This window comes from Curtobacterium sp. Csp2 (assembly GCF_013347165.1).
Genome location: NZ_CP054593.1, coordinates 3,187,684 through 3,206,723, shown reverse-complemented (window position 1 = coordinate 3,206,723; position 19,040 = coordinate 3,187,684). Strand labels below are relative to the sequence as shown.

Genomic DNA, 19,040 nt, shown 5'->3' with positions numbered 1-19,040 from the left:
CGTCCGGCGTCCGGTACGGCGACACCGCCGGCCCCGCCGCCGCCGCCGCCGCGGGTGCCGCCGAAGCCCGTGCCGCCGCCGAGACCGGCGCTGCCGAAGCCCGACCCGCCGAACCCGGTCCCGCTGGCTCCCGTGCCGGTCCCGGTGGTCGCCGCTGCGGTGCCGAGCGAGATCGTCTCGCCGGCGCGCAGCCCGGACCCGCTCACCTGCGTCCCGGCGGTGCCGACGACGCCCGTCGTCACGGGGACCCGCTTCGTCGTGCCCCCGGTGACGACGTCGACGTACGACCCGCTCCCGGACGTGTGGATCGCCGCCGCCGGGACGGACAGCGCGCTCGCCGGGGACGACTGCGTGGTGACCGTGACGTCGGCGGTGTCGCCGTACCGGACGCCGGACGGCAGGGCGGCGAGCGTCACGGTGACCGGGAAGACCACGACACCGGCGGACGAGGTCCCGACCGGGGCGATCGCCGTGACGGTGGCGGTGCTCGTGACGCCGCTCGCCGCCGGGTACGTCACCGATGCCGTCTGCCCGGTCTTCAGCGCGCCGACCTCGGACTCGGGGACGTCCGTGGTGACGACGTCGTGCGACGTGTCCGCGATCGTCACGACCCCGCCGGAGCCGGTCGACGACGCGGTGCCCGACGAGCCGTTCGTCCCGCCGGAACCCGATCCACCGGACCCGGAGCCGCCCGACCCCGATCCGCCGCTCGTCGACGTCGACCCCGTGGCGCTCGGGGACACGGTCTGCGAGCCGGTGCCGGACACGGTCTGCCCGACCGCGCCGGAGACCGCGACGACCGCGCCGGAGACCGGTGCCGTCAGGGTCGCCTCGCCGACCGCGGTCTGGGCGTCCGTGACGGCCGTCTGGTCGGAGGTGACCTTCGCCTGGTCCGCCAGGACCTGCGTCTGCGCCTGGTCGACGCCCGACGCCGACGAGGCGCTCGACGCCGACGCGGCGCCCGACCCCGACGCGGCACCCGAGGTCCCGCTCCTGGTCGTCACCGACTCGGCGGTCGTGCTCGGCGTCGACTCCGCCGCCGTCAGCGCCGTCTGCGCGTCGGACAGGGCGGTCTCGTCGCTCGACAGCGCCGCCTGCGCGTCGGTCAACTGTCCGGACAGGGCAGCCGTGCCGATGGTCGCGATCGTCTGCCCTGCCTGGACGGTCTGCCCGTCCTGCACGTCGAGCGTCGCGATCGTCCCGCGCACGGCGAACCCGACGGCGGTCTCCGACACCGGGGCGACGTTGCCCGTGGTGCTCACCCCGGCCGACACCGATCCCTGCCGGACGGTCCCGGTCAGGAGGGCCCCGGCGTGCGCGGACGCCGGGGGAGCGGTCAGGACCACGACGGCGGCACCGCCCCGAGGACGAGTGCGGCACCGAGCCCGATCGCCACCCACAGCTGTTGCTTCGACTCCATGCCGCGAGCGTCGACGCGTTCCTTCGCGGCCGGCTCGGGAGAACCAGTGGTTCCGCCGACCGTCGCGCCCGCTTCGTGAACGTCCTCCGATCCGGGCCACATCCGGTCGGATCGCGAGGATCATCCGCGCGGCGGAGGTGTCACCCGCCCGGCTGACGTACCGTCGGGCACGTGAACTGGTTGATCCTCATGGGGGCGGTGGCCGCAGCGGTCGTCGTGATGTGGATCGCCGATCGCCTGGGGTGGATCGACCTGTCGAACAAGGCCACTCGCTCGGGCGGATCCGGCGGCGTCATCTCGATGATGGACGAGGTCTTCGCGCCGACACGGCACGAGTCCCAGGCCGAGTACGAACGGCAGTCACGCCTGCCCCGGGAAGCCCCGACGCCGGCCGACGACGACCACGACCTGCTCAGCGGCAGCGTGCTCATCAAGGTGCCCACGGTCGGGCACACCGGTCGGCACGAGGCCCGTCCCGGCACGCTCGACCGCAGCTACTGATCCCGACTAGCGGGTCGTCAGCTCCTGGTAGTCGGGGTGCCGCTCGATCCAGGCCTTGACGTAGCTGCACAGCGGGACGACCCGCCGCGTGCCCTCGCGCACGTCGTCCAACGCGTGCTGGACGAGGATCGACGCGTGACCGCCGCCGCGGTGTGCCGGGTCGACCTCGGTGTGGGTGAAGCGGATCTCGTCGCCGTCCACCTCGTACGCGGCGAACCCGATCACCTCGCCGTCCTCGACCAGGGAGTACTGCTGCGCGTCGGTGTCGTTCCGGACCTCGGGTGATGCCATGCGGGCGACGCTACGCCCCCGCCCTGACGACGTTCCGGCTGCGGTCCCGCGCAGTGCTCCCGCCGATCCCCGAACGCGGGGCTGTGACCGCTCCCGGAACGCACTACTGTCACCTCGTGCACGACCAGACACCGCCCCTGCGCTTCCGGACCCCGCCCGGGTGGCCCACGCCCTCGCCCGAGTGGGTCGAGCTCTTCCAGGGCGCCGAACCCACCGCCGGGTGGAGCCCCGCCGCGGACGTGCCCCCGGCCCCGGCGCGCTGGACGTTCTGGGTGCCGACCCGGGCGCTGCGCCGTCGCGTGCCCCGGTCCGCGCTGGTGCTGCTGTCCGTGGGCGCCGCGGTGACCGTCGCGTCGTTCGTCGTCGCCGTCGTCCTCTGGGCGCTCGGCCTGCCCGCGGTCTTCGCACTCCCGACCCTGGTTGCCGGTGCCGCCCTGTGGGTGGTCGGTGTCGTCCGGTACGGCGACCGCATCAGCGAGGCCGTGGCCGAGGTCCGTGCATGGTCAGCCGCCCGCCGCGCCGGGGAGCTGCCGCCGCGGGTCGCGCAGGCCCACCCCGACGTGGCGCCGGACGAGGCGCTCGCTGCCTGGGACGCGGACGCCTGGACCGTTCCGTCTGCTCGTCCCTTCCACGAGGGCACACCCTCCCGGGCGATCCCGCGGGCGCAGCACGTGCTCGCCGGTGTCACCGCGGGCGTCGCGGCGCTCGTGCTGCTCGGCGGTGCCGTCGTCGCCGCGGTCCCCGCCGTCGACTCCGTCGGGCAGGAGCTGTCCGCCGCGTCCAGCACGGACGGCAGCGGCCCGTCCGCGGACGACCCGTCGGGCGGGGACGATGCCCCGCAGCCCGGCTGGGCGTCCGACGACGGCAGCATCAAGACGTACTGGCTGGCCGCCGACGACGAGTGGGAGGCCACCTGCGACATGACCCCGGGCACCACCACCTGCGACCCGTGGGAGATCACGAGCGACCACAGCTGCACGGCGATCGTCACGGTCGGGTTCTTCGCCTCGGCGGATGACGACCAGCCGAGCCGCATCGAGGAGCGCACGGTCACCCTGACGAAGGGCGTCCCGCTGGTCCTGGTCGAGAACTACGACGAAGAAGCCTCGGACATCGGCGACGTGACCTGTGCGACCGGCGACGAGACCGACGGCGACCGCGTGACGGCGACCCAGCACGAGGACACGACGGTGGCCGACGCCGACGTGCCCGCCGGGTGCGACGAGGAGGACTGCGTGGCGTTCGCCGTCACGCCCTCCGCGGACTGCGCCGCCGCAGCCGTGCAGTTCACCGTCGACGCCGCGGTCGGGTCCCTGACGAAGCCGCACGACGTCGCCGTCGTCACCCCGCTGCACGCCGGGAAGGTCACCGACGTGTTCGTCGGGGGGACGGAGCACGCAGCCGACGTGCACGCCGGCGCGGTGACGTGCCGGACGGCCTCCGACCAGCCGGGGTACGCCGCGAACTCCTGACCGGCGCGGGCACCGACGCTCGGCGCCGCCGCCGAGCGCCGACCCACGGCATCGGCGCCCGCCTCGGGTCGGGGAGGATGGTCCGGTGCGCACCATCGACGACCGCAGCCCCGACCTGGTCGTGCTCGGCGAGAACCTCGACGTCACGCCGACCCTGCCCGACGGGGCGTTCACGGTCGTCTACCTCGACCCGCCGTTCAACACCGGCCGGAAGCAGCGTCGGCACGCCGTGACCGCCGTGCAGCGGGACACCGGATCACCGTCCACGATCACGGGCTTCCGGGGTCGCACGTACGAGCGGGTCCGCGGCGACCTGATGCGCTTCGACGACCGGTTCGAGGACTACTGGTCGTTCCTCGAGCCGCGGCTGCTCGAGGCCTGGCGCCTGCTCGCGGACGACGGCACCCTCTACCTGCACCTCGACTACCGCGAGGCCCACTACGCCAAGGTCCTGCTCGACGCGCTGTTCGGCCGCGAGGCGTTCCTCAACGAGATCATCTGGGCGTACGACTTCGGCGCGAAGTCCCGGTCGCGCTGGCCGACCAAGCACGACACGATCCTGGTCTACGTGAAGGACCCCGAGCGGTACTGGTTCGACTCCGAGGCCGTCGACCGCGAGCCGTACATGGCGCCGGGACTCGTCACCCCCGAGAAGCGCGAGCGCGGGAAGCTCCCGACGGACGTCTGGTGGCACACGATCGTGTCGCCGACCGGGAGCGAGAAGACCGGCTACCCGACGCAGAAGCCCGAGGGGGTGCTCCGCCGGATGGTGCAGGCGTCCTCACGAGAGGGTGACTGGGTCCTCGACTCCTTCGCCGGCAGCGGCACGCTCGGCGCCGTCGCCCACGCGCTCGGTCGGCGCTTCGTCCTGGTCGACCACAACCCGGTCGCGGTCGACGTCATGCGCCGGCGACTGCCCGGTGCGTCGGTGGAGCAGCAGGGCACCGAGGGCTGACGACCGAGGGGCGGGTCCGACGCCGTCGCGTCGCACCCGCCCCTCGTGCCGTCCCCTGGACCGCTACGCCGAGTGGCGTCCGTGGGTCGGGTGCGGTCCCGTCTGCGGTTCCGCCGGGGCGGTCGGACGGGAGGCGCGGCTCGCGTCCGCCTCGTCGGTCCCGGCCGCCGCGTGGGCCGGGTGGGTGCGGATGGTCCCCGTGGTGGCGGCCGGCTCGTCGACCGGGGCCGCCGCGGCGTGCGCACCGTGCGTCGTCGCGTCCGGCAGCGGTGCACGCGTGTCGGTCGCCCGGTCCGCGACCGCGGTGGCCGTCCCGCCGGTCGCGCCCGCTCCGACGGCCGAGGTGGCGCTCCGGGGCTGCGGGGCCGCCGCGACGTCCGGCGACACGGGCACGGTCCGCATCGAACCGGTGTCCGGGGACACGAGCGAGCCCGTGTTCGCGGCCGCGCGCTGGGCGTCGGCGGACAGCTGGTCGGTGCCGTTCCCGCCGGCGGCGCCCTTGGCGGCGTTCGCCTGCTCCTGCAGGGCGGACACCTTGCGGAGCGGCGGGACGCGGAAGAACCAGGTCAGGACGAACGCGAGCAGGATGACCGCGAGGCCGACCCAGTAGACGACGACGGCCGAGCTGCTGAACCCGACGAGGAACGGACGGGTGAGCCGCGGGTCGGCGCCGTTCAGGAACGAGGTGTCGCTCGTGGCCGATCCGGCTCCCGAGCTCGCCGCCGTGTCGCCCTTCTTCAGCTGGTCGACGAGCTTCGGGGCGACCTCGTCCACCACGGCGCTGCGCTGGTCGGCGTTGCTGTAGTCGACCTGGACCGTGCCGTCGACGACCTCGGCGTTCGCCTTGGACGCGACCGTCTCGAGCGCCTGCTGCTCGGCCTGCGGCTTCGCGGCCGCGACCTGCTGGGCGATGACGCTGTCGGCGGCCGATGCGGGCACGGCGCCGGCGGCGACCTGCTGCTGGACGGCCGCGGTGACCTTCTGCGTGACCGCCTGGTCCGCTGCCTGCTTGGCCGCGGCGGCCCCCTTGTCGAGCCCGCTCTGGACGTTCTGCTGGACCGGGCGGACGATCTTCGACCAGATCTGGTCCATCACGCCCTTGTTCTCGGAGGCGTTCGCCACGGACGGCGTGAGGGCGGCGGTCAGGGCCGGCTTGAGCGTCGACTCGTTCTGCATCGCGCCGGTGATGTTCGTCGGCATCAGCGTGAACAGGACGGACAGGAGCACCGCGGTGCCCATGGTGCCGCCGATCTGCCGGAAGAACGTCGCCGCGCTCGTCGCGACACCGATGTCCCGGGGGCTCACCGAGTTCTGAGCCGCCAGGGTCAGCGTCTGCATGAGCTGCCCGAGGCCCAGCCCGATGCCGAACATGCCGAGCATGAGGAACCAGAGCGGACGGTCTGCGGTCAGGAAGGTCAGGACCGTGAAGCCGATCGCGGTGAACGCCGTGCCGGTGACCGGGAACACCTGGTACTTGCCGGTGCGCGAGATGATCTGGCCGGAGGCGATCGACGCGATCATCAGGCCGAGGACCATCGGGAGCATGGCGAAGCCGGACTCCGTCGGGGTCACGCCCTTCACGATCTGCAGGTACAGCGGGATGGTCAGCATCGCGCCGAACATGCCGAAGCCGACCAGCACGCTCAGCACCGCCGCCATCGAGAACACCCGCGAGCCGAAGAGCTTGAGGGGCAGGATCGCGTCGTCGCCCATCGAGCGCTCGACGATCACGAAAGCGATGAGCCCGAGCGCGCCGATGGCGTAGCAGGCGATGGCGCCGGGGGAGCCCCAGCCCCACTCGCGGCCCTGCTCGGCGATGAGCAGCAGCGGGACGAGGGTGACGATGACGAGCATCGCGCCCCACCAGTCGATGCGGGGCTTGCCGCGGTCGCCGAACTTCGGCAGGTGCAGGAACGTCAGCACCATGACGAGCGCGACGATCCCCACGGGCACGTTGATCAGGAAGACCCAGCGCCAGCCGTTGATGAACAGGATCTGCGAGGCCCCGGCGAACAGACCGCCCACGAGCGGGCCGATGACGGACGAGATCCCGAACACCGCCAGGAAGTAGCCCTGGTACTTCGCACGCTCGCGCGGGGCGAGCATGTCGCCCATGATCGCGAGGGGCAGCGACATCAGGCCACCGGCACCCAGGCCCTGCAGTGCGCGGAACCCGGCGAGCATGAGCATCGAGGTCGAGAACGACGCGGCGAGCGAGCCGATGATGAAGATGCCGATCGCGGTGAGGAACAGCGGTCGGCGGCCGAAGATGTCGGAGAGCTTGCCGTAGATCGGGGTCGTCACGGTCGAGGCGATGAGGTACCCCGTCGTGACCCACGCCTGCTGGTCGAGCCCGTGCAGGTCGTCGCCGATCGTGCGGATGGCCGTGCCGACGATGGTCTGGTCGAGGGCACCGAGGAACATGCCGGCCATCAGTCCGTAGATGACGAGCAGGATCTGCCGGTGGTTCATCACGGCGTTCGAGGACGTCGTGGGAGCCGCAGGTGCGGTCGCTGTCTGGGTCATGTGCTTCGGGTCTCCCGTGCTGGTGCGTGCGCGACCGTCCCGGTGATCGAAGGTTGCGCTCGCTGCAAAAATACAACCGACGCAACCCAGTTGTTCCCACCGACGGCGTTCCTGTGGACATCGGCAGGGTGGTTGCGGGATGTGGAGGAGGCGCCGTCGGACGGATCCGACGACGCCTCCCGGGGGACCAGCGGGCTGGGACTACGCCCCGAGCGCAGCGTCCACGATCTCCTTGGCCTCGCGCTGCACCTGCTCCAGGTGCTCCTGCCCGACGAAGCTCTCGGCGTAGATCTTGTAGACGTCCTCGGTGCCTGACGGGCGCGCGGCGAACCACGCCCGGTCGGTGACCACCTTCACGCCGCCGACCGCCGCGTCGTTGCCCGGGGCCTTCGACAGCTTCGCGGTGATCGGGTCGCCCGCCAGGGTGTCGGCCGTGATGGCGTCCCCGTCGAGCTTCGACAGGCGGGCCTTCTGCTCCTTGCTGGCTGCGGCGTCGACGCGCTGGTACACGGGCGCCCCGAACCGCTCGGTCAGCTCCGTGTAGAGCTGCGAGGGCGTCTTGCCCGTCACGGCGATGATCTCCGAGGCGAGCAGCGCCAGGATGATGCCGTCCTTGTCGGTCGTCCACGCGGTGCCGTCCTTGCGAAGGAACGACGCCCCGGCAGATTCTTCGCCACCGAACGCCACCGAGCCGTCGATCAGACCCGGGACGAACCACTTGAAGCCGACCGGGACTTCCCACAGGCGCCGACCGAGCGACTCCGCGACCCGGTCGCGGGGGCGTCGGTCGGCTCGGGGTGCATGCCCTCGACGTAACACGATGCAACGTCGCGGGGTACAGGATCCGTGTCCCCCGGGCGTGGCGGTGCGCGTGTTGCGGCTGTCGCGGCACGCGTTCGGGGGACGGACGGGAGGCACGGCACCCGCCCGGCGCGCGCGTCGCGCCGGGCGGGTGCCCGGGATGGGCAGGCCGCGGTCGGGCGCGGCCCGGTGCGGGTCAGCGGACGGCGGCGCGGAGCGGGGCGGTCGCGAAGTCGCGCATGCCCTGCTCGAAGTCGACCTGCGCGTGCCAGCCGAGCTCGGCGCGGATGCGCTCCGAGGACGCCGTCACGTGCCGGACGTCACCGAGCCGGTACTCGCCCGTGACGACGGGCTGCGGCCCGTCCGGTCCGGCGATCGCGGACGCCATGTCGCCGATCGTGTGCACGACCCCGGAGCCGACGTTGTACGCGCGGAACGTCTCGGCGGGCAGGTCGGCGGTCGCCGCGATCGAGGCCGCGTTCGCCCCGGCGACGTCGTCCACGTGCACGAAGTCCCGTCGCTGGCGGCCGTCCTCGAAGACGCGAGGTGCCTCGCCCCGGGCGAGCGCCGACCGGAAAAGGGACGCGACGCCGGCGTACGGGGTGTTCGAGGGCATGCCGGGGCCGTAGACGTTGTGGTACCGCAGGGCGATCGCGGTCCCGCCGGTCGCGCGGGCCCAGCTCGAGGCCAGGTGCTCCTGCGCGACCTTGGTCTGCGCGTAGACGTTCCGCGGGTCGAGCGCCGCCGACTCGTCGATCAGGCCGGGGACGAGCGGCCGTCCGTCGGGGCCGATCGGGTCGAACCGTCCGGCGTCCAGGTCCTCGCGGCGTCGGGCCGGCGGGCGGGTCGGCTCGCCGTCGGCGGTCTCGTAGGCGCCCTCGCCGTAGACGACCATCGAGCTCGCGACGACGAGTCGCCCGATGCCGCGGCGGTCCATGCCGGCCAGGACGTGCGCGGTCCCGGCGTCGTTCGAGGACACGTAGTCGGGGGCGTCCTGGAAGTCGACGCCGAGCCCCACCTTGGCGGCCTGGTGGCAGACGACGTCGACGCCGTCGAGCGCGGCCTCCAGGGCGGCCCGGTCGCGGACGTCGCCGTGCACGAACGCGGTGCCCTGCTGTTCGTGGGCGCGGACGACCTCGGCGGGGTCGCCGTGCACGTCGTCACGGAGGGAGTCGAGCACGCGGACCTCGTACCCCTCGGCGAGGGCGCGGCGGACGATCGCGGAGCCGATGAAGCCCGCGCCGCCGGTGACGAGCAGGCGGGTCACCGCTCGCTCCCGAGGGTCACGACGCTGGCGCTGGCGGCGGCGGGGACGAGCTCGCGCGGGGTGTAGTCGTCCGGCAGCGCGCCGACGATGTCGCCGATGGCGCGGACGATCACCTCGTTCGCCCGGGCCAGGCGCTCCATCACGGCGGCGTGCGTGACGGGGGCCTCCGTGTCCGCGGCGGGTCGGCCGGCCGTCTCGTCCGCTGCCGGGGCCAGGCCGGCGTCGGCGTCGGTGACGAACGACAGGTTCACGGTGCCGATGCCGAGCTCGGCGGCGAGCGGGACCTCGGGCGTCATGGTCATGTTGATCGTGTGGCCGCCGGCCTCGCGCAGCCAGACGGACTCCGCGCGGGTCGAGAAGCGCGGCCCCTGGATCACGACGCAGGTGCCGGTCGGCCGGAAGGGCACGTCGAGGGCGGACACCGCGTCGATCGCCGCGCGCCGGAGCACGGGGTCGAAGGGGTCGGCGAAGGACAGGTGCTGCACCTGGTCCTCGAAGAAGGTGTCGGCGCGGCCCCAGGTGCGGTCGATGAGCTGGTCCGTCACGACGAAGGTGCCGGGCGCGTAGTCCGGGTGCAGGCCGCCGACCGCGCTCGAGGACACGATCGCGCGGACGCCGAGCGAGCGCAGCGCCCACAGGTTCGCGCGGTGGTTGATCAGGTGCGGGGCGACCGAGTGCTCGCGGCCGTGCCGGGTGAGGAACGCCACGCGCTTGCCCGACATCGTGCCGACGGTGATCGGGCTGGAGGTCGCGCCGAACGGGGTCTCGACGACGAGCTCGTCGGCCGTGCCCCCCTCGAAGAGCCGGTACAGGCCGGAGCCGCCGATCACCCCGATGCGTGCGGTCGTTCCGTCCACAGGTGCGGTCGTGCTCACGTCGTCCTCCACAGGTCCTGGCGATGTCCTCGGCGCGCGGTGCGCCCTGGATACGCTATCGACGGCCCACCGGCAGCAGCCGAGTGCTCGGGCCCACACGAGTTCGGAGGCACGCGTGCGATCGATCGGTCAGCACCGCCAGGCGGTCGCGACGCTGCTCGCGCCGGTCCTCGGCGGCCTCGGGTCGGAGCGGCGGTCGCTGGCGGCGCTCGCCACCGCGTCGGACGCCGGGCGCGGGTACCGCGTGCTCGCCGCGGCCGTGCACGCACCGGTGCCGCTACCGACCTTCGACAACAGCCAGATGGACGGCTTCGCGGTCCGGGCCGCCGACGCCGGTGCGGTGGTACGCGTCGTCGACCCGATCCCGGCAGGCATCGTCCCCGCGCCGCTCGACCCCGGTACCGCCGCGCCGGTGATGACCGGGGCGAGCATCCCGGACGGCGCGGACGCGGTCGTCCCGGTCGAGTCCGTCCCGCCGGGGGCCTTCCCGGCGGCCATGGCGCTCGACGTGCTCACGGTCCCGGTCGACACCACGGTGGGCACGTTCGTCCGGACCGTCGGGAGCGACGTCGCAGCCGGTGCCGAGCTCGCACCCGCGGGCGCCCCGGTGACGCCGGCGCTCCTCGGGGCGCTCGCCGCGGCGGGCATCGACGCCGTGGACGTCGTGCGGCCGCTGCGCGTGCTCGTCGTGTCGACGGGCAGCGAGCTGCGGGACGACACGACGGACCCCGGTGCCGCCGCTGGTGCCGACGCCGCAGCGACGATCGGGGACGCGAACGGTGTCGCGCTGCAGGCCGCCCTGGCCGAGGTCGGCGCCCGGTCCCGCACCGTCCGCCTGCGCGACGACCCGGACCGCTTCGTCGACGCCCTCGGCGAGGCGGTCGGCGACCCCGGGGTGGACGGCGCTGACCTCGTGCTCACCACCGGCGGGATCAGCGCGGGTGCGTACGAGGTCGTCCGGCAGGCCCTCGAGCCGCTCGGCCTCGCCGTCACCCCGGTCGCGGTGCAGCCCGGCGGGCCCCAGGCGCTCGGCACCGTCGCGCTCGGCGGACGTCCGGTCCCGGTCGTGGCGTTCCCGGGCAACCCGGTGTCCGCGCTCGTGTCGTTCGAGCTGTTCGTCCGCCCGGTGCTCGCCCCACTCGTCGGCGCGCCCGACCGTGCCGCCGCCGAGCTCCCCGCTGCCGAGGGCACGACCTCGCCCCCGACGAAGCACCAGGTCCGTCGCGGCCGGGTGCAGGACGGCCGGGTCTGGTTCGTCGGCGGGCCGAGCTCGCACCTGCTCGGGCACCTCGCGGCGGCCACCCACCTCGTCCACGTCCCGGTCGGCACCGACACCGTCGCACCGGGCGACCCCCTGACCGTCTGGAGCCTGCGATGACCACTGCGCCCGACCAGCCCGACCTCTCCCACGTCCGGGCCGACGGCTCCGCGCACATGGTCGACGTCTCCGAGAAGGACGTCACCGACCGCTCGGCGACGGCGACCGCGACCCTCGTGACGCGCGCGGACGTCGTCGACCGGATCCTCGACGGGTCGCTGCCGAAGGGCGAGGTCATCGGCACCGCCCGGATCGCCGCGATCATGGCCGTCAAGAAGACCTCGGACCTCGTGCCCCTCTGCCACCCCCTGCCGATCGCCGGGGTGCAGGTCGACATCACGGGCGACGGGGACCGCGTCCGGATCGAGGTGTCCGTGCGCACGACCTCGCGCACCGGCGTCGAGATGGAGGCGCTGACGGGGGCGAGCGTCGCTGCGCTGACCGTGTACGACATGGTGAAGGCCGTCGACCGCGCGGCCGTGATCACGGAGGTGCGGGTGCTGGAGAAGCACGGCGGACGCTCCGGCGACTGGAGCAACCGATGACCACCGAACCGACCAGGGGGCGCGCCGGCGTGGTCGTCGTCTCGACGTCCGCCGCGACGGACCCCGCCCTCGACCACACCGGACCGGTCATCGCGGGCTGGCTGCGCGAGCGCGGCTTCACCGTGGCCGAGCCGACGATCGTGCCGGACGGCGGCCCGATCGCCGAGACGGTGTCCGCGGAGCTGCTCGCCGATGCCCGGCTCGTCGTCACGACCGGCGGCACGGGCGTCACACCGACCGACCGCACGCCCGAGGCCGTGGCGCCCCTCGTCGACCTCGAGCTGCCCGGCATCACCGAGGAGATCCGTCGCCGCGGGCTCGCCGGCGCCGGTCCGACGGCGCTCCTGACCCGGGGTGTCGCTGGGATCGCCGGTGGCCGTTCCCTGGTCGTCACGCTGCCCGGATCGCGCGGCGGGGTCGCCGACGGACTCGCGGTCCTCGACGGGGTGCTCGACCACGTGCTCGCCCAGCTGCACGGCGAAGGACACGCACGACGGAGCGCGTCGTGAGCGCCGAGCAGCCCGGCGGGCAGGCCGCCGACCGGGGCGCCGGGACCTCCGCCGACCGCGTCGTCCTCGCCGACGTCGTCGACCGGGTCATCACCGTGGACGAGGTCTCCGCGGCCGTCGCGACCGACCGGGACGGTGCCGTCGTGACCTTCGCCGGCATCGTCCGCGACCACGACGGCGGCAAGGGCGTCACCGCGCTCGACTACGAGCGCCACCCGAGCGCGGCCGAGGTCATCGCCGAGGTCGCCCGCACCATCGCCGACGAGCACCCCGAGGTCCGCATCGCCGTGCTGCACCGTGTCGGCGCCCTGGGCATCGGGGACGTGGCGCTCGCCGCCGCCGTGGCCTCGCCGCACCGCGGGGTGGCCTTCACCGCGTGCGGCGCCCTCGTCGACCTGGTCAAGGAGCGGACGCCGATCTGGAAGCACCAGCGGTTCACCGACGGCAGCGACGAGTGGGTGGCCGCACTCTGACCTGTACGGCCCCGCAGGAGACCGACGCAGGATCGTGATCGCGGCACCCGTCCTGGGCGTGGTCGGGCACTCGGCTGGTCCATAGACTCCCGAGACATGAGCGTGCTGCTGTACGGAGCCGGAGTCGTCCTGCTCGTGTTCGCCCTGATCGACATCATCACGCGGGGCGAGGACCAGGTCCGCGGTCTGCCGAAGTTCGCGTGGATCCTGATCTGCGTCTTCCTGCCCGTCGTCGGCAGCATCGTGTGGTTCGCCGTCGGCCACGACTGGAGCGCGAACGACCGGAACCACGGCCGGTACCTCGAGCCGAACCGTCACGAGGACCAGTACGCGAGCCTCGGGCACGCCCGCGCCGCCCACGGGGATGCGCGCGTGACCGGCACGGAGCAGGAGCTCGCCGCGCTCGAGCGGGAGATCGAGTACTGGGAGGCCCAGGCGCGACTGCGCCGTGCCAAGGAGGCAGCCGGCGAGGGCGAGCCGACCCCGGGGAGCTGACCCGCGCCTCCAGGCCGACGGCGCGACAGCGCCCCGCGGCTGCGCGCGCGCACGCCCGCGCGCAGCCATGTGTCGAACCACGTTCCCGACGTCGAACCAGCCACCGCGGTTGGTTCGACGTCGCATCCCTGGTTCGACTCGTCACCCGCGCCACCTACCCTTGTCGGGTGGCTCATCTCCTCGGCGCCGAGAACGTGCATCTCGAGTTCCCCACCCGTGTCGTCTTCGACAGCGTCACCCTCGGCCTCGACGAGGGCGACCGCATCGGCGTCGTCGGCCGGAACGGCGACGGCAAGTCGACGCTGCTCGCGCTGCTCGCCCAGCGTCTGGAGCCCGACGCCGGCCGCGTCACGCACCGCCGCGGGCTGACGATCGGCTACCTCGACCAGCGCGACGTGCTCCCGGCCGGAGCCACGGTCGGCGCGACCGTGGTCGGTGACCTCGCGGAGCACGAGTGGGCGGGCGACCCGAAGATCCGCGACGTCATCGGCGGTCTCGTGTCGGACATCCCGTGGGAGGCCGTCGTCGACGACCTCTCCGGAGGCCAGCGTCGACGGATCGCCCTCGCGAAGCTCCTGGTGGGCGACTGGGACGTGCTGTTCCTCGACGAGCCGACGAACCACCTCGACGTCGAGGGCATCCAGTGGCTCGCCGACCACATCAACCGGCGCTGGTCGTCGAACCAGGGCGGGCTCGTGGTCGTGACGCACGACCGGTGGTTCCTCGACGCCGTGTCCACGGACACGTGGGAGGTGCACGACGGCGTCGTCGAGCCCTTCGAGGGCGGTTACGCGGCGTACATCCTGCAGCGCGTCGAGCGCGACCGGCAGGCCGCCGCTTCCGAGCAGCGCCGGCAGAACCTGGCGCGGAAGGAGCTCGCCTGGCTCCGCCGCGGGGCCCCGGCCCGCACGAGCAAGCCGAAGTTCCGCATCGACGCGGCGAATGCGCTCATCGACGACGTCCCGCCCATCCGCGACACCGTCGCCCTGGCGCAGACGGCGACCGCGCGGCTCGGCAAGGACGTCGTCGACCTGCTCGACGTCGGCGTCTCGTTCGGCGACGACGTGATCCTGCGCGACGTCGAGTGGCGGATCGCGCCGGGGGAGCGGACCGGCATCCTCGGGCCGAACGGCGCGGGCAAGTCCACGCTGCTGAACCTGGTGTCGGGCGCGCTCCAGCCCACCGTCGGCCGGGTGAAGACAGGCAAGACCGTGCAGGTCGCGGTGCTCGACCAGCAGCTCGCGGACCTCGCGCAGTTCGCCGATGACCGGGTGCGCGAGGTCGTCGCCCGCAAGAAGACGAGCTACGTCGCGGACGGCAAGGAGATGACGCCGTCGCAGCTGCTCGAGCGCCTCGGCTTCACGTCGGAGCAGCTCTCCACGCCGGTTCGCGATCTCAGTGGCGGGCAGAAGCGGCGGCTACAGCTCATGCTCATCCTGCTCGACGAGCCGAACGTGCTCATCCTCGACGAGCCCACGAACGACCTCGACACCGACATGCTCGCCGCGATGGAGGACCTGCTCGACACCTGGCCGGGCACCCTGCTCGTCGTGTCGCACGACCGGTACCTGCTCGAGCGCGTCACCGACCAGCAGTACGCGGTGCTCGGCGGGCACCTCCGGCACCTGCCGGGCGGCGTCGACGAGTACATGCGGTTGCGTGCGTCGGGTTCGGTCCCGCAGACGGCGTCGGCGGCTGCCGCCGCATCAGCCGGGAGGCCCGACACGGCCCCGGCGGGCGGGTCCGGTCCCGGGACGGTCGCGTCCGGTGCCCCTGCTGCGCCCGGCCTGTCCGGAGCGGACCGGCGCGCTGCCGAGAAGGAGATGTCGGCTCTCGACCGCAAGATCGCGAAGGCAGGGCAGGACCGGCAGAAGCTGCTCGACGCGTTCGCGGCACACGACCAGTCCGACTACGCGGGACTCGGGGCGCTGCAGACGCAGCTCGGCGCCCTCGAGGCCGAGGTTGAGCAGCTGGAGGAGCGCTGGCTCGAGGTCGCCGAGGCGCTCGGGGTCTAGGGGTGCCGGGGGCCGGTCGGCGCTGCCGGGTCGACCGTCGATGGAGCAGAAGACGTCGGGTCGTCACGAGCGACTCGACGGTTCCTGCTCCACCGACGCGGGGTCCCCGCCACCCGGGTTCGACACGACCTCCCAGAGGTGGCCGTCCGGGTCCTGGAAGAACCCGGACCACATCCCCCACGGGCGTGTGTACGGCGGCGCGAGCATCGTCGCCCCGGCGGAACGGGCCCGGTCGAGGAACGCCTGCGCCTCGGCCTGCGAGTCGGTGAAGTGCCCGATCGTCGTGCTCGGTCCGGCGGCCAGGTCGACGCCGGAGTCCTTCTGCATGTCCTCGCGGCCGTAGACGCTCACGATCAGCCCGTCGTCGAGCGTGAACATCGCCGTCGTGCCGCCCGCGGTGGTGTCGGTGGCCGGGTACTCCGTCCCGATGACGCCGCTGCCCTCGATCCCGAGGAGGGTGCGGTAGAACGCGGCGGAGCGGGCGACGTCGGCGACGGCGAGGGTGATCGCGTGCATGGGCGGCACGGTAGTCCGGCCGCGCTCGGCGCGTGCGTGGGGTCCGGCGCGTTCGTCTGGTGCGGTGCGACCGCGACCGTCCGTCGCTAGTCGCCGAGGCCCAGGATGAGCCGGCGGAGCAGCGCGGCGAGCTGCGCCTGCTCGTCGTCGGACACCCCGGTCAGGATGTCCCGCTCGGCCCGCAGCAGGTCCGCGATCGCGGCGTCGACCGCGGCGCGTCCCCGGCTCGTCAGCGACACGAGGATGCCCCGGCCGTCCTTCGGGTCGGTGCGGCGGCTCACGAGCCCGCGCGCGGCGAGCCGGTCCACGCGGTTCGTCATCGTGCCGCTCGACACCAGGGTCTGCTGCAGCAGCGACTTCGGGCTGAGCTCGTACGGTTCCCCCGCACGGCGCAGCGCCGACAGGACGTCGAACTCCCACGGCTCGACGTCGCTCGCGTCGAACGCAGCCCGGCGCGCACGGTCGAGGTGCCGGGCGAGCCGGTCCACACGGGACAGCACCTCGAGCGGGCCGAAGTCCAGGTCGGGGCGTTCGCCACCCCACGCCGCGACGATCCGGTCGACCTCGTCCTGCTGCGGCATCCCTCCATCTTGGCCGAACCGGCGGCGCGCGGCCAGCGTCCGCGTCGTGGGAGGATGGTCGATGCACCCGGACGGGTGTGTTCCGCCTTGGTGTAACGGCAGCACGACGGCCTTTGGTGCCGTTAGGTCCGGGTTCGAATCCTGGAGGCGGAGCGCGTGGGCACTGGCGGGAGACGCCGAGTTCTCTCTCGACGTGCGCAACGGGACGGCGATCGTCGACGGCGCGGGCGATGAGCAAATCCTGTCCGAGCGGGGTCAACCGGACGTCAGCGTGGGGCGGAGAGGCCTCTTGGCGGTGGTTGCGCGAGACAGCTCCATCAAGCCAAGAGGCCTCCCCTCGTCACGACCTGCGGCGAGTCCGAGTCGCTCTGCCTTCGCGAGTCGGTCGGACGGGTTGCGTCGGTCGCGCGCGACGATGGTGCGGATCTCGTTCCCGGGCTCCGAAAACGTGGTGCTTGACCGGCTCGGACGGCTCAGGGTGCACAGAGCGAGGCGCGCCGTGAGCCGTTCGATGATGCGAAGGTTGTTCGCGAAGAGGGCCGCCGTTGTACCGGTCATCTCGACCGTCCTCGGGCCGCGCATCCACCGCTACCGGTCCGCTCCGTCGTCGTCGCCTCGAACACCTGCGCATCCTCGAGATCCGGGTACGAGGGCTGGCAGACGTCGGTTGCGTGGTCGGCGCTGCACGATGTGGGTCGGTACCGGGCGCCTTCATTCCGACGCAGCCGCAGAAGTGCGGTGGACCGACCGTGGACAACGTCGTGATCGAGGCGACGCGCGTACCTGAAACGATCTCTGTTCGAGCGTCAAGCGTTCGCGCGCACCTCGGTGCCCGCGCCGCGATTGCGTGCGGCGGGTGGGCGGGGCGCTTCCCCGCCCGGCGATCGGTCGTGGGTCCCTTCTGCAACGAAGCCGTTGTCCCTGATGAGCGCGTGGTCGGCTGCTGCCGCTTGGCCCTCGGCTGTGAGGTAGTCGCCGAGGAAGATCGAGTTCGCCAGGTGCAGCGCGAGACCTTGGAGCGATCCGAGGTGGGTCTCGCGACCGCCGGCGAGGCGGATCTCCGCGGTCGGGCACAGCAGCCGTGCGAGGGCGACGATCCGGAGGCACTGCAGGGGCGTGAGATCCCACTTGCCTGCCATCGGTGTCCCGTCGAAGGGGACGAGGAAGTTGATGGGGACCGAGTCGGCGCCGAGGTCGCGGAGTGCTGTGAGGGCTTCGACGACCTGCGCGTCGGATTCGCCGAGTCCGACGATGAGGCCGCTGCACGGTGACAGCCCGGCAGCCTTCGTCCTCTGCACTGTGTCGACGCGGTCGTCGTAGGTGTGGGTCTGGACGATCTGGTCATGGAAGGACTCGGCGGTGTTGAGGTTGTGGTTGTACGCGTCGATGCCGGCAGCCGCCAGTCGATCAGCCTGTCCCTCGCGCAGGAGCCCGAGGCAGGCGCACACCTCGACGCCTGGCTCACGTTCCTTGACGTCAGCGGCGATGTCGGCGACCCGCTCGACGTCACGGTTCGACGGGCCGCGGCCGCTGGCGACCAGACACACGCGTGCCGCTCCGCCGCCGATGCCGGTGAGTGCTTGGGTCACTGCTTCGTCCCGATCGAGCCAGGAGTACTTGAGGATGGGCGCGCTGGATCCGAGGGCCTGTGAGCAGTAGTTGCAGTTCTCCGGGCACATGCCGGACTTGAGGTTGACCAGGTAGTTCAGTTTCACCCGGTTGCCGAAGAAGCGGCGCCGGATCCGCGACACCGCCGTGACGAGTTCGAGCACCTGGTCGTCCGGCGTGGTGAGGACCTGGAGGGCCTCCTCAGTACCGATGGGGCGATCATCGAGGACATCGTCGACCAGCAGGCGGATGTCGATCACCGATCACCGCCGGCATCGACGGGGAACGCCTGGACCGCGCGCCACAGCGTCGGGAGCAGGCCAGCGAGCACGATGATCTTCAATGCGTCGCCGATCAGGAACGGCACGACGCCGAGGAGGATCGCCTGCTGGACGCTGACACCGAGGCTGATGGCGAGCCACGGAACGCCGAACGCGTAGATCACGATGGTGCCGAACGCGCCGAGCAGCACCGTGGTGAGGACGTGGCGGTCGGCCCTGCGTCGGGCGAGCTGCCCGACGACCGCAGCGGCGACGACGAATCCGACGATGTAGCCGAACGTCGGCAGGGCGACACCGGAGTGCCCGGACGCGAACACCGGGGCGCCGGCCGCTCCGATGACGAGGTAGAGCGCAGCGCTGATCGCGCCGCGCCCGGATCCAAGGACCGCGCCCACGGCCATGACGGCGAGGGTGGACATCGTGACCGGCACCGGGGTGAAGGGCAACGGGATCGTGACCAGTGCGGCGAGGACGATGAGCGCGGTCCCCGAGAGGACGAGGGCGGCGTCGACGAGCTTGGAGTGCGGTCGGACATCGGCAAGGTAGTTCCGGCGGCTGGATGAAGGGACTGTGGTCATGGGGCTCTCCTGA

Annotated in this window: 18 protein-coding genes, 1 tRNA gene and 1 pseudogene; 10 read left to right on the top strand and 10 right to left on the bottom strand. The window is 72.8% G+C overall.

Annotation, left to right across the window (positions count from 1 at the left end; translation table 11 throughout):
• On the bottom strand, window positions 1-1,346 hold a 1,346-nt coding region (locus HUN59_RS15560; RefSeq protein WP_217483568.1), incomplete at its 3' end, for an efflux RND transporter periplasmic adaptor subunit.
• Window positions 1,347-1,591: 245 nt separating this feature from the next.
• Between HUN59_RS15560 and HUN59_RS15555 the strand changes: the two genes are divergently transcribed.
• Window positions 1,592-1,921, top strand: a complete 330-nt coding sequence (locus HUN59_RS15555) for a hypothetical protein (RefSeq protein ID WP_174777146.1) — start codon at window positions 1,592-1,594, stop codon at window positions 1,919-1,921.
• 6 nt (window positions 1,922-1,927) lie between these two features.
• On the opposite strand, the gene HUN59_RS15550 is transcribed toward HUN59_RS15555, so the two are convergent.
• On the bottom strand, window positions 1,928-2,212 hold the full coding sequence (locus HUN59_RS15550; protein ID WP_144802804.1) for a GNAT family N-acetyltransferase: 285 nt from the start codon (window positions 2,210-2,212) through the stop codon (window positions 1,928-1,930).
• A gap of 116 nt (window positions 2,213-2,328) precedes the next feature.
• Between HUN59_RS15550 and HUN59_RS15545 the strand changes: the two genes are divergently transcribed.
• Both HUN59_RS15545 and HUN59_RS15540 read left to right on the top strand, forming a co-directional pair.
• Window positions 2,329-3,684 (top strand): hypothetical protein, encoded by a 1,356-nt coding sequence (locus HUN59_RS15545; protein ID WP_174777145.1) that lies wholly within the window; start codon window positions 2,329-2,331, stop codon window positions 3,682-3,684.
• Window positions 3,685-3,769: 85 nt separating this feature from the next.
• Window positions 3,770-4,639 carry a DNA-methyltransferase gene (locus HUN59_RS15540; protein ID WP_174777144.1) on the top strand — a complete coding sequence of 290 codons (870 nt, stop codon included), beginning with the start codon at window positions 3,770-3,772 and terminating at the stop codon, window positions 4,637-4,639.
• A gap of 63 nt (window positions 4,640-4,702) precedes the next feature.
• On the opposite strand, the gene HUN59_RS15535 is transcribed toward HUN59_RS15540, so the two are convergent.
• The 4 genes and pseudogenes from HUN59_RS15535 to HUN59_RS15520 form a co-directional block, all read right to left on the bottom strand.
• The gene (locus HUN59_RS15535) at window positions 4,703-7,165 is read right to left on the bottom strand and encodes an MDR family MFS transporter (RefSeq protein WP_174777143.1); all 2,463 of its coding nucleotides are present in this window, start codon (window positions 7,163-7,165) and stop codon (window positions 4,703-4,705) included.
• 201 nt (window positions 7,166-7,366) lie between these two features.
• A pseudogene (locus HUN59_RS15530) lies at window positions 7,367-7,939 on the bottom strand (phosphoglucomutase, alpha-D-glucose phosphate-specific); the annotation flags it as partial.
• Window positions 7,940-8,162: 223 nt separating this feature from the next.
• Window positions 8,163-9,233, bottom strand: coding sequence for an NAD-dependent epimerase/dehydratase family protein (locus HUN59_RS15525; RefSeq protein ID WP_174777137.1), 1,071 nt, complete (start codon window positions 9,231-9,233; stop codon window positions 8,163-8,165).
• Window positions 9,230-10,108: an MTAP family purine nucleoside phosphorylase gene (locus HUN59_RS15520; protein WP_254629909.1), complete on the bottom strand. Its 879-nt coding sequence runs from the start codon at window positions 10,106-10,108 to the stop codon at window positions 9,230-9,232. Before HUN59_RS15520 ends, HUN59_RS15525 begins: the two co-directional genes overlap by 4 nt.
• 115 nt (window positions 10,109-10,223) lie before the next feature.
• Here HUN59_RS15520 and HUN59_RS15515 point away from each other — a divergent pair, with 115 nt between their 5' ends.
• From HUN59_RS15515 to HUN59_RS15490, 6 genes are all read left to right on the top strand, one after another.
• Window positions 10,224-11,486 (top strand): molybdopterin molybdotransferase MoeA, encoded by a 1,263-nt coding sequence (locus HUN59_RS15515; protein WP_254629908.1) that lies wholly within the window; start codon window positions 10,224-10,226, stop codon window positions 11,484-11,486.
• Window positions 11,483-11,971 (top strand): cyclic pyranopterin monophosphate synthase MoaC, encoded by a 489-nt coding sequence (gene moaC, locus HUN59_RS15510; protein WP_174777134.1) that lies wholly within the window; start codon window positions 11,483-11,485, stop codon window positions 11,969-11,971. The genes HUN59_RS15515 and moaC overlap by 4 nt, the downstream gene beginning before the upstream one ends.
• Complete coding sequence (locus HUN59_RS15505) at window positions 11,968-12,480, top strand: MogA/MoaB family molybdenum cofactor biosynthesis protein (protein ID WP_174777133.1); 513 nt, start codon at window positions 11,968-11,970, stop codon at window positions 12,478-12,480. Before moaC ends, HUN59_RS15505 begins: the two co-directional genes overlap by 4 nt.
• The gene (locus HUN59_RS15500; protein ID WP_174777132.1) at window positions 12,477-12,953 is read left to right on the top strand and encodes a molybdenum cofactor biosynthesis protein MoaE; all 477 of its coding nucleotides are present in this window, start codon (window positions 12,477-12,479) and stop codon (window positions 12,951-12,953) included. Before HUN59_RS15505 ends, HUN59_RS15500 begins: the two co-directional genes overlap by 4 nt.
• Before the next feature lie 96 nt (window positions 12,954-13,049).
• A complete protein-coding gene (locus HUN59_RS15495) occupies window positions 13,050-13,448 on the top strand; it encodes a PLD nuclease N-terminal domain-containing protein (RefSeq protein WP_058740572.1) in 399 nt (132 codons plus the stop codon).
• A 167-nt stretch (window positions 13,449-13,615) separates the two neighbouring features.
• Window positions 13,616-15,463, top strand: coding sequence for an ABC-F family ATP-binding cassette domain-containing protein (locus HUN59_RS15490; protein WP_174777131.1), 1,848 nt, complete (start codon window positions 13,616-13,618; stop codon window positions 15,461-15,463).
• Between the two features lie 63 nt (window positions 15,464-15,526).
• On the opposite strand, the gene HUN59_RS15485 is transcribed toward HUN59_RS15490, so the two are convergent.
• Both HUN59_RS15485 and HUN59_RS15480 read right to left on the bottom strand, forming a co-directional pair.
• Window positions 15,527-15,979, bottom strand: coding sequence for a VOC family protein (locus tag HUN59_RS15485; protein WP_174779527.1), 453 nt, complete (start codon window positions 15,977-15,979; stop codon window positions 15,527-15,529).
• A gap of 86 nt (window positions 15,980-16,065) precedes the next feature.
• Window positions 16,066-16,560 carry a MarR family winged helix-turn-helix transcriptional regulator gene (locus HUN59_RS15480; RefSeq protein WP_058740569.1) on the bottom strand — a complete coding sequence of 165 codons (495 nt, stop codon included), beginning with the start codon at window positions 16,558-16,560 and terminating at the stop codon, window positions 16,066-16,068.
• An 81-nt stretch (window positions 16,561-16,641) separates the two neighbouring features.
• Between HUN59_RS15480 and HUN59_RS15475 the strand changes: the two genes are divergently transcribed.
• A tRNA-Gln gene (locus HUN59_RS15475) sits at window positions 16,642-16,713 on the top strand.
• 653 nt (window positions 16,714-17,366) lie between these two features.
• Here the strand turns inward: HUN59_RS15475 and bioB are convergent.
• Together bioB and HUN59_RS15460 are read right to left on the bottom strand one after the other, a co-directional pair.
• Window positions 17,367-18,428, bottom strand: a complete 1,062-nt coding sequence (gene bioB, locus HUN59_RS15465) for a biotin synthase BioB (protein ID WP_174778865.1) — start codon at window positions 18,426-18,428, stop codon at window positions 17,367-17,369.
• Window positions 18,425-19,027: a biotin transporter BioY gene (locus HUN59_RS15460; RefSeq protein WP_174778864.1), complete on the bottom strand. Its 603-nt coding sequence runs from the start codon at window positions 19,025-19,027 to the stop codon at window positions 18,425-18,427. The genes bioB and HUN59_RS15460 overlap by 4 nt, the downstream gene beginning before the upstream one ends.
• Window positions 19,028-19,040: the final 13 nt, after the last annotated feature.

Coding starts and splice junctions, on each gene's coding strand:
- HUN59_RS15550 (WP_144802804.1), bottom strand. CDS start 2,212: ATGGCATCACCCGAGGTCCGGAACGACACCGACGCGCAGCAGTACTCC.
- HUN59_RS15535 (WP_174777143.1), bottom strand. CDS start 7,165: ATGACCCAGACAGCGACCGCACCTGCGGCTCCCACGACGTCCTCGAAC.
- moaC (WP_174777134.1), top strand. CDS start 11,483: ATGACCACTGCGCCCGACCAGCCCGACCTCTCCCACGTCCGGGCCGAC.
- HUN59_RS15505 (WP_174777133.1), top strand. CDS start 11,968: ATGACCACCGAACCGACCAGGGGGCGCGCCGGCGTGGTCGTCGTCTCG.
- HUN59_RS15495 (WP_058740572.1), top strand. CDS start 13,050: ATGAGCGTGCTGCTGTACGGAGCCGGAGTCGTCCTGCTCGTGTTCGCC.
- HUN59_RS15485 (WP_174779527.1), bottom strand. CDS start 15,979: ATGCACGCGATCACCCTCGCCGTCGCCGACGTCGCCCGCTCCGCCGCG.
- HUN59_RS15480 (WP_058740569.1), bottom strand. CDS start 16,560: ATGCCGCAGCAGGACGAGGTCGACCGGATCGTCGCGGCGTGGGGTGGC.
- HUN59_RS15460 (WP_174778864.1), bottom strand. CDS start 19,027: ATGACCACAGTCCCTTCATCCAGCCGCCGGAACTACCTTGCCGATGTC.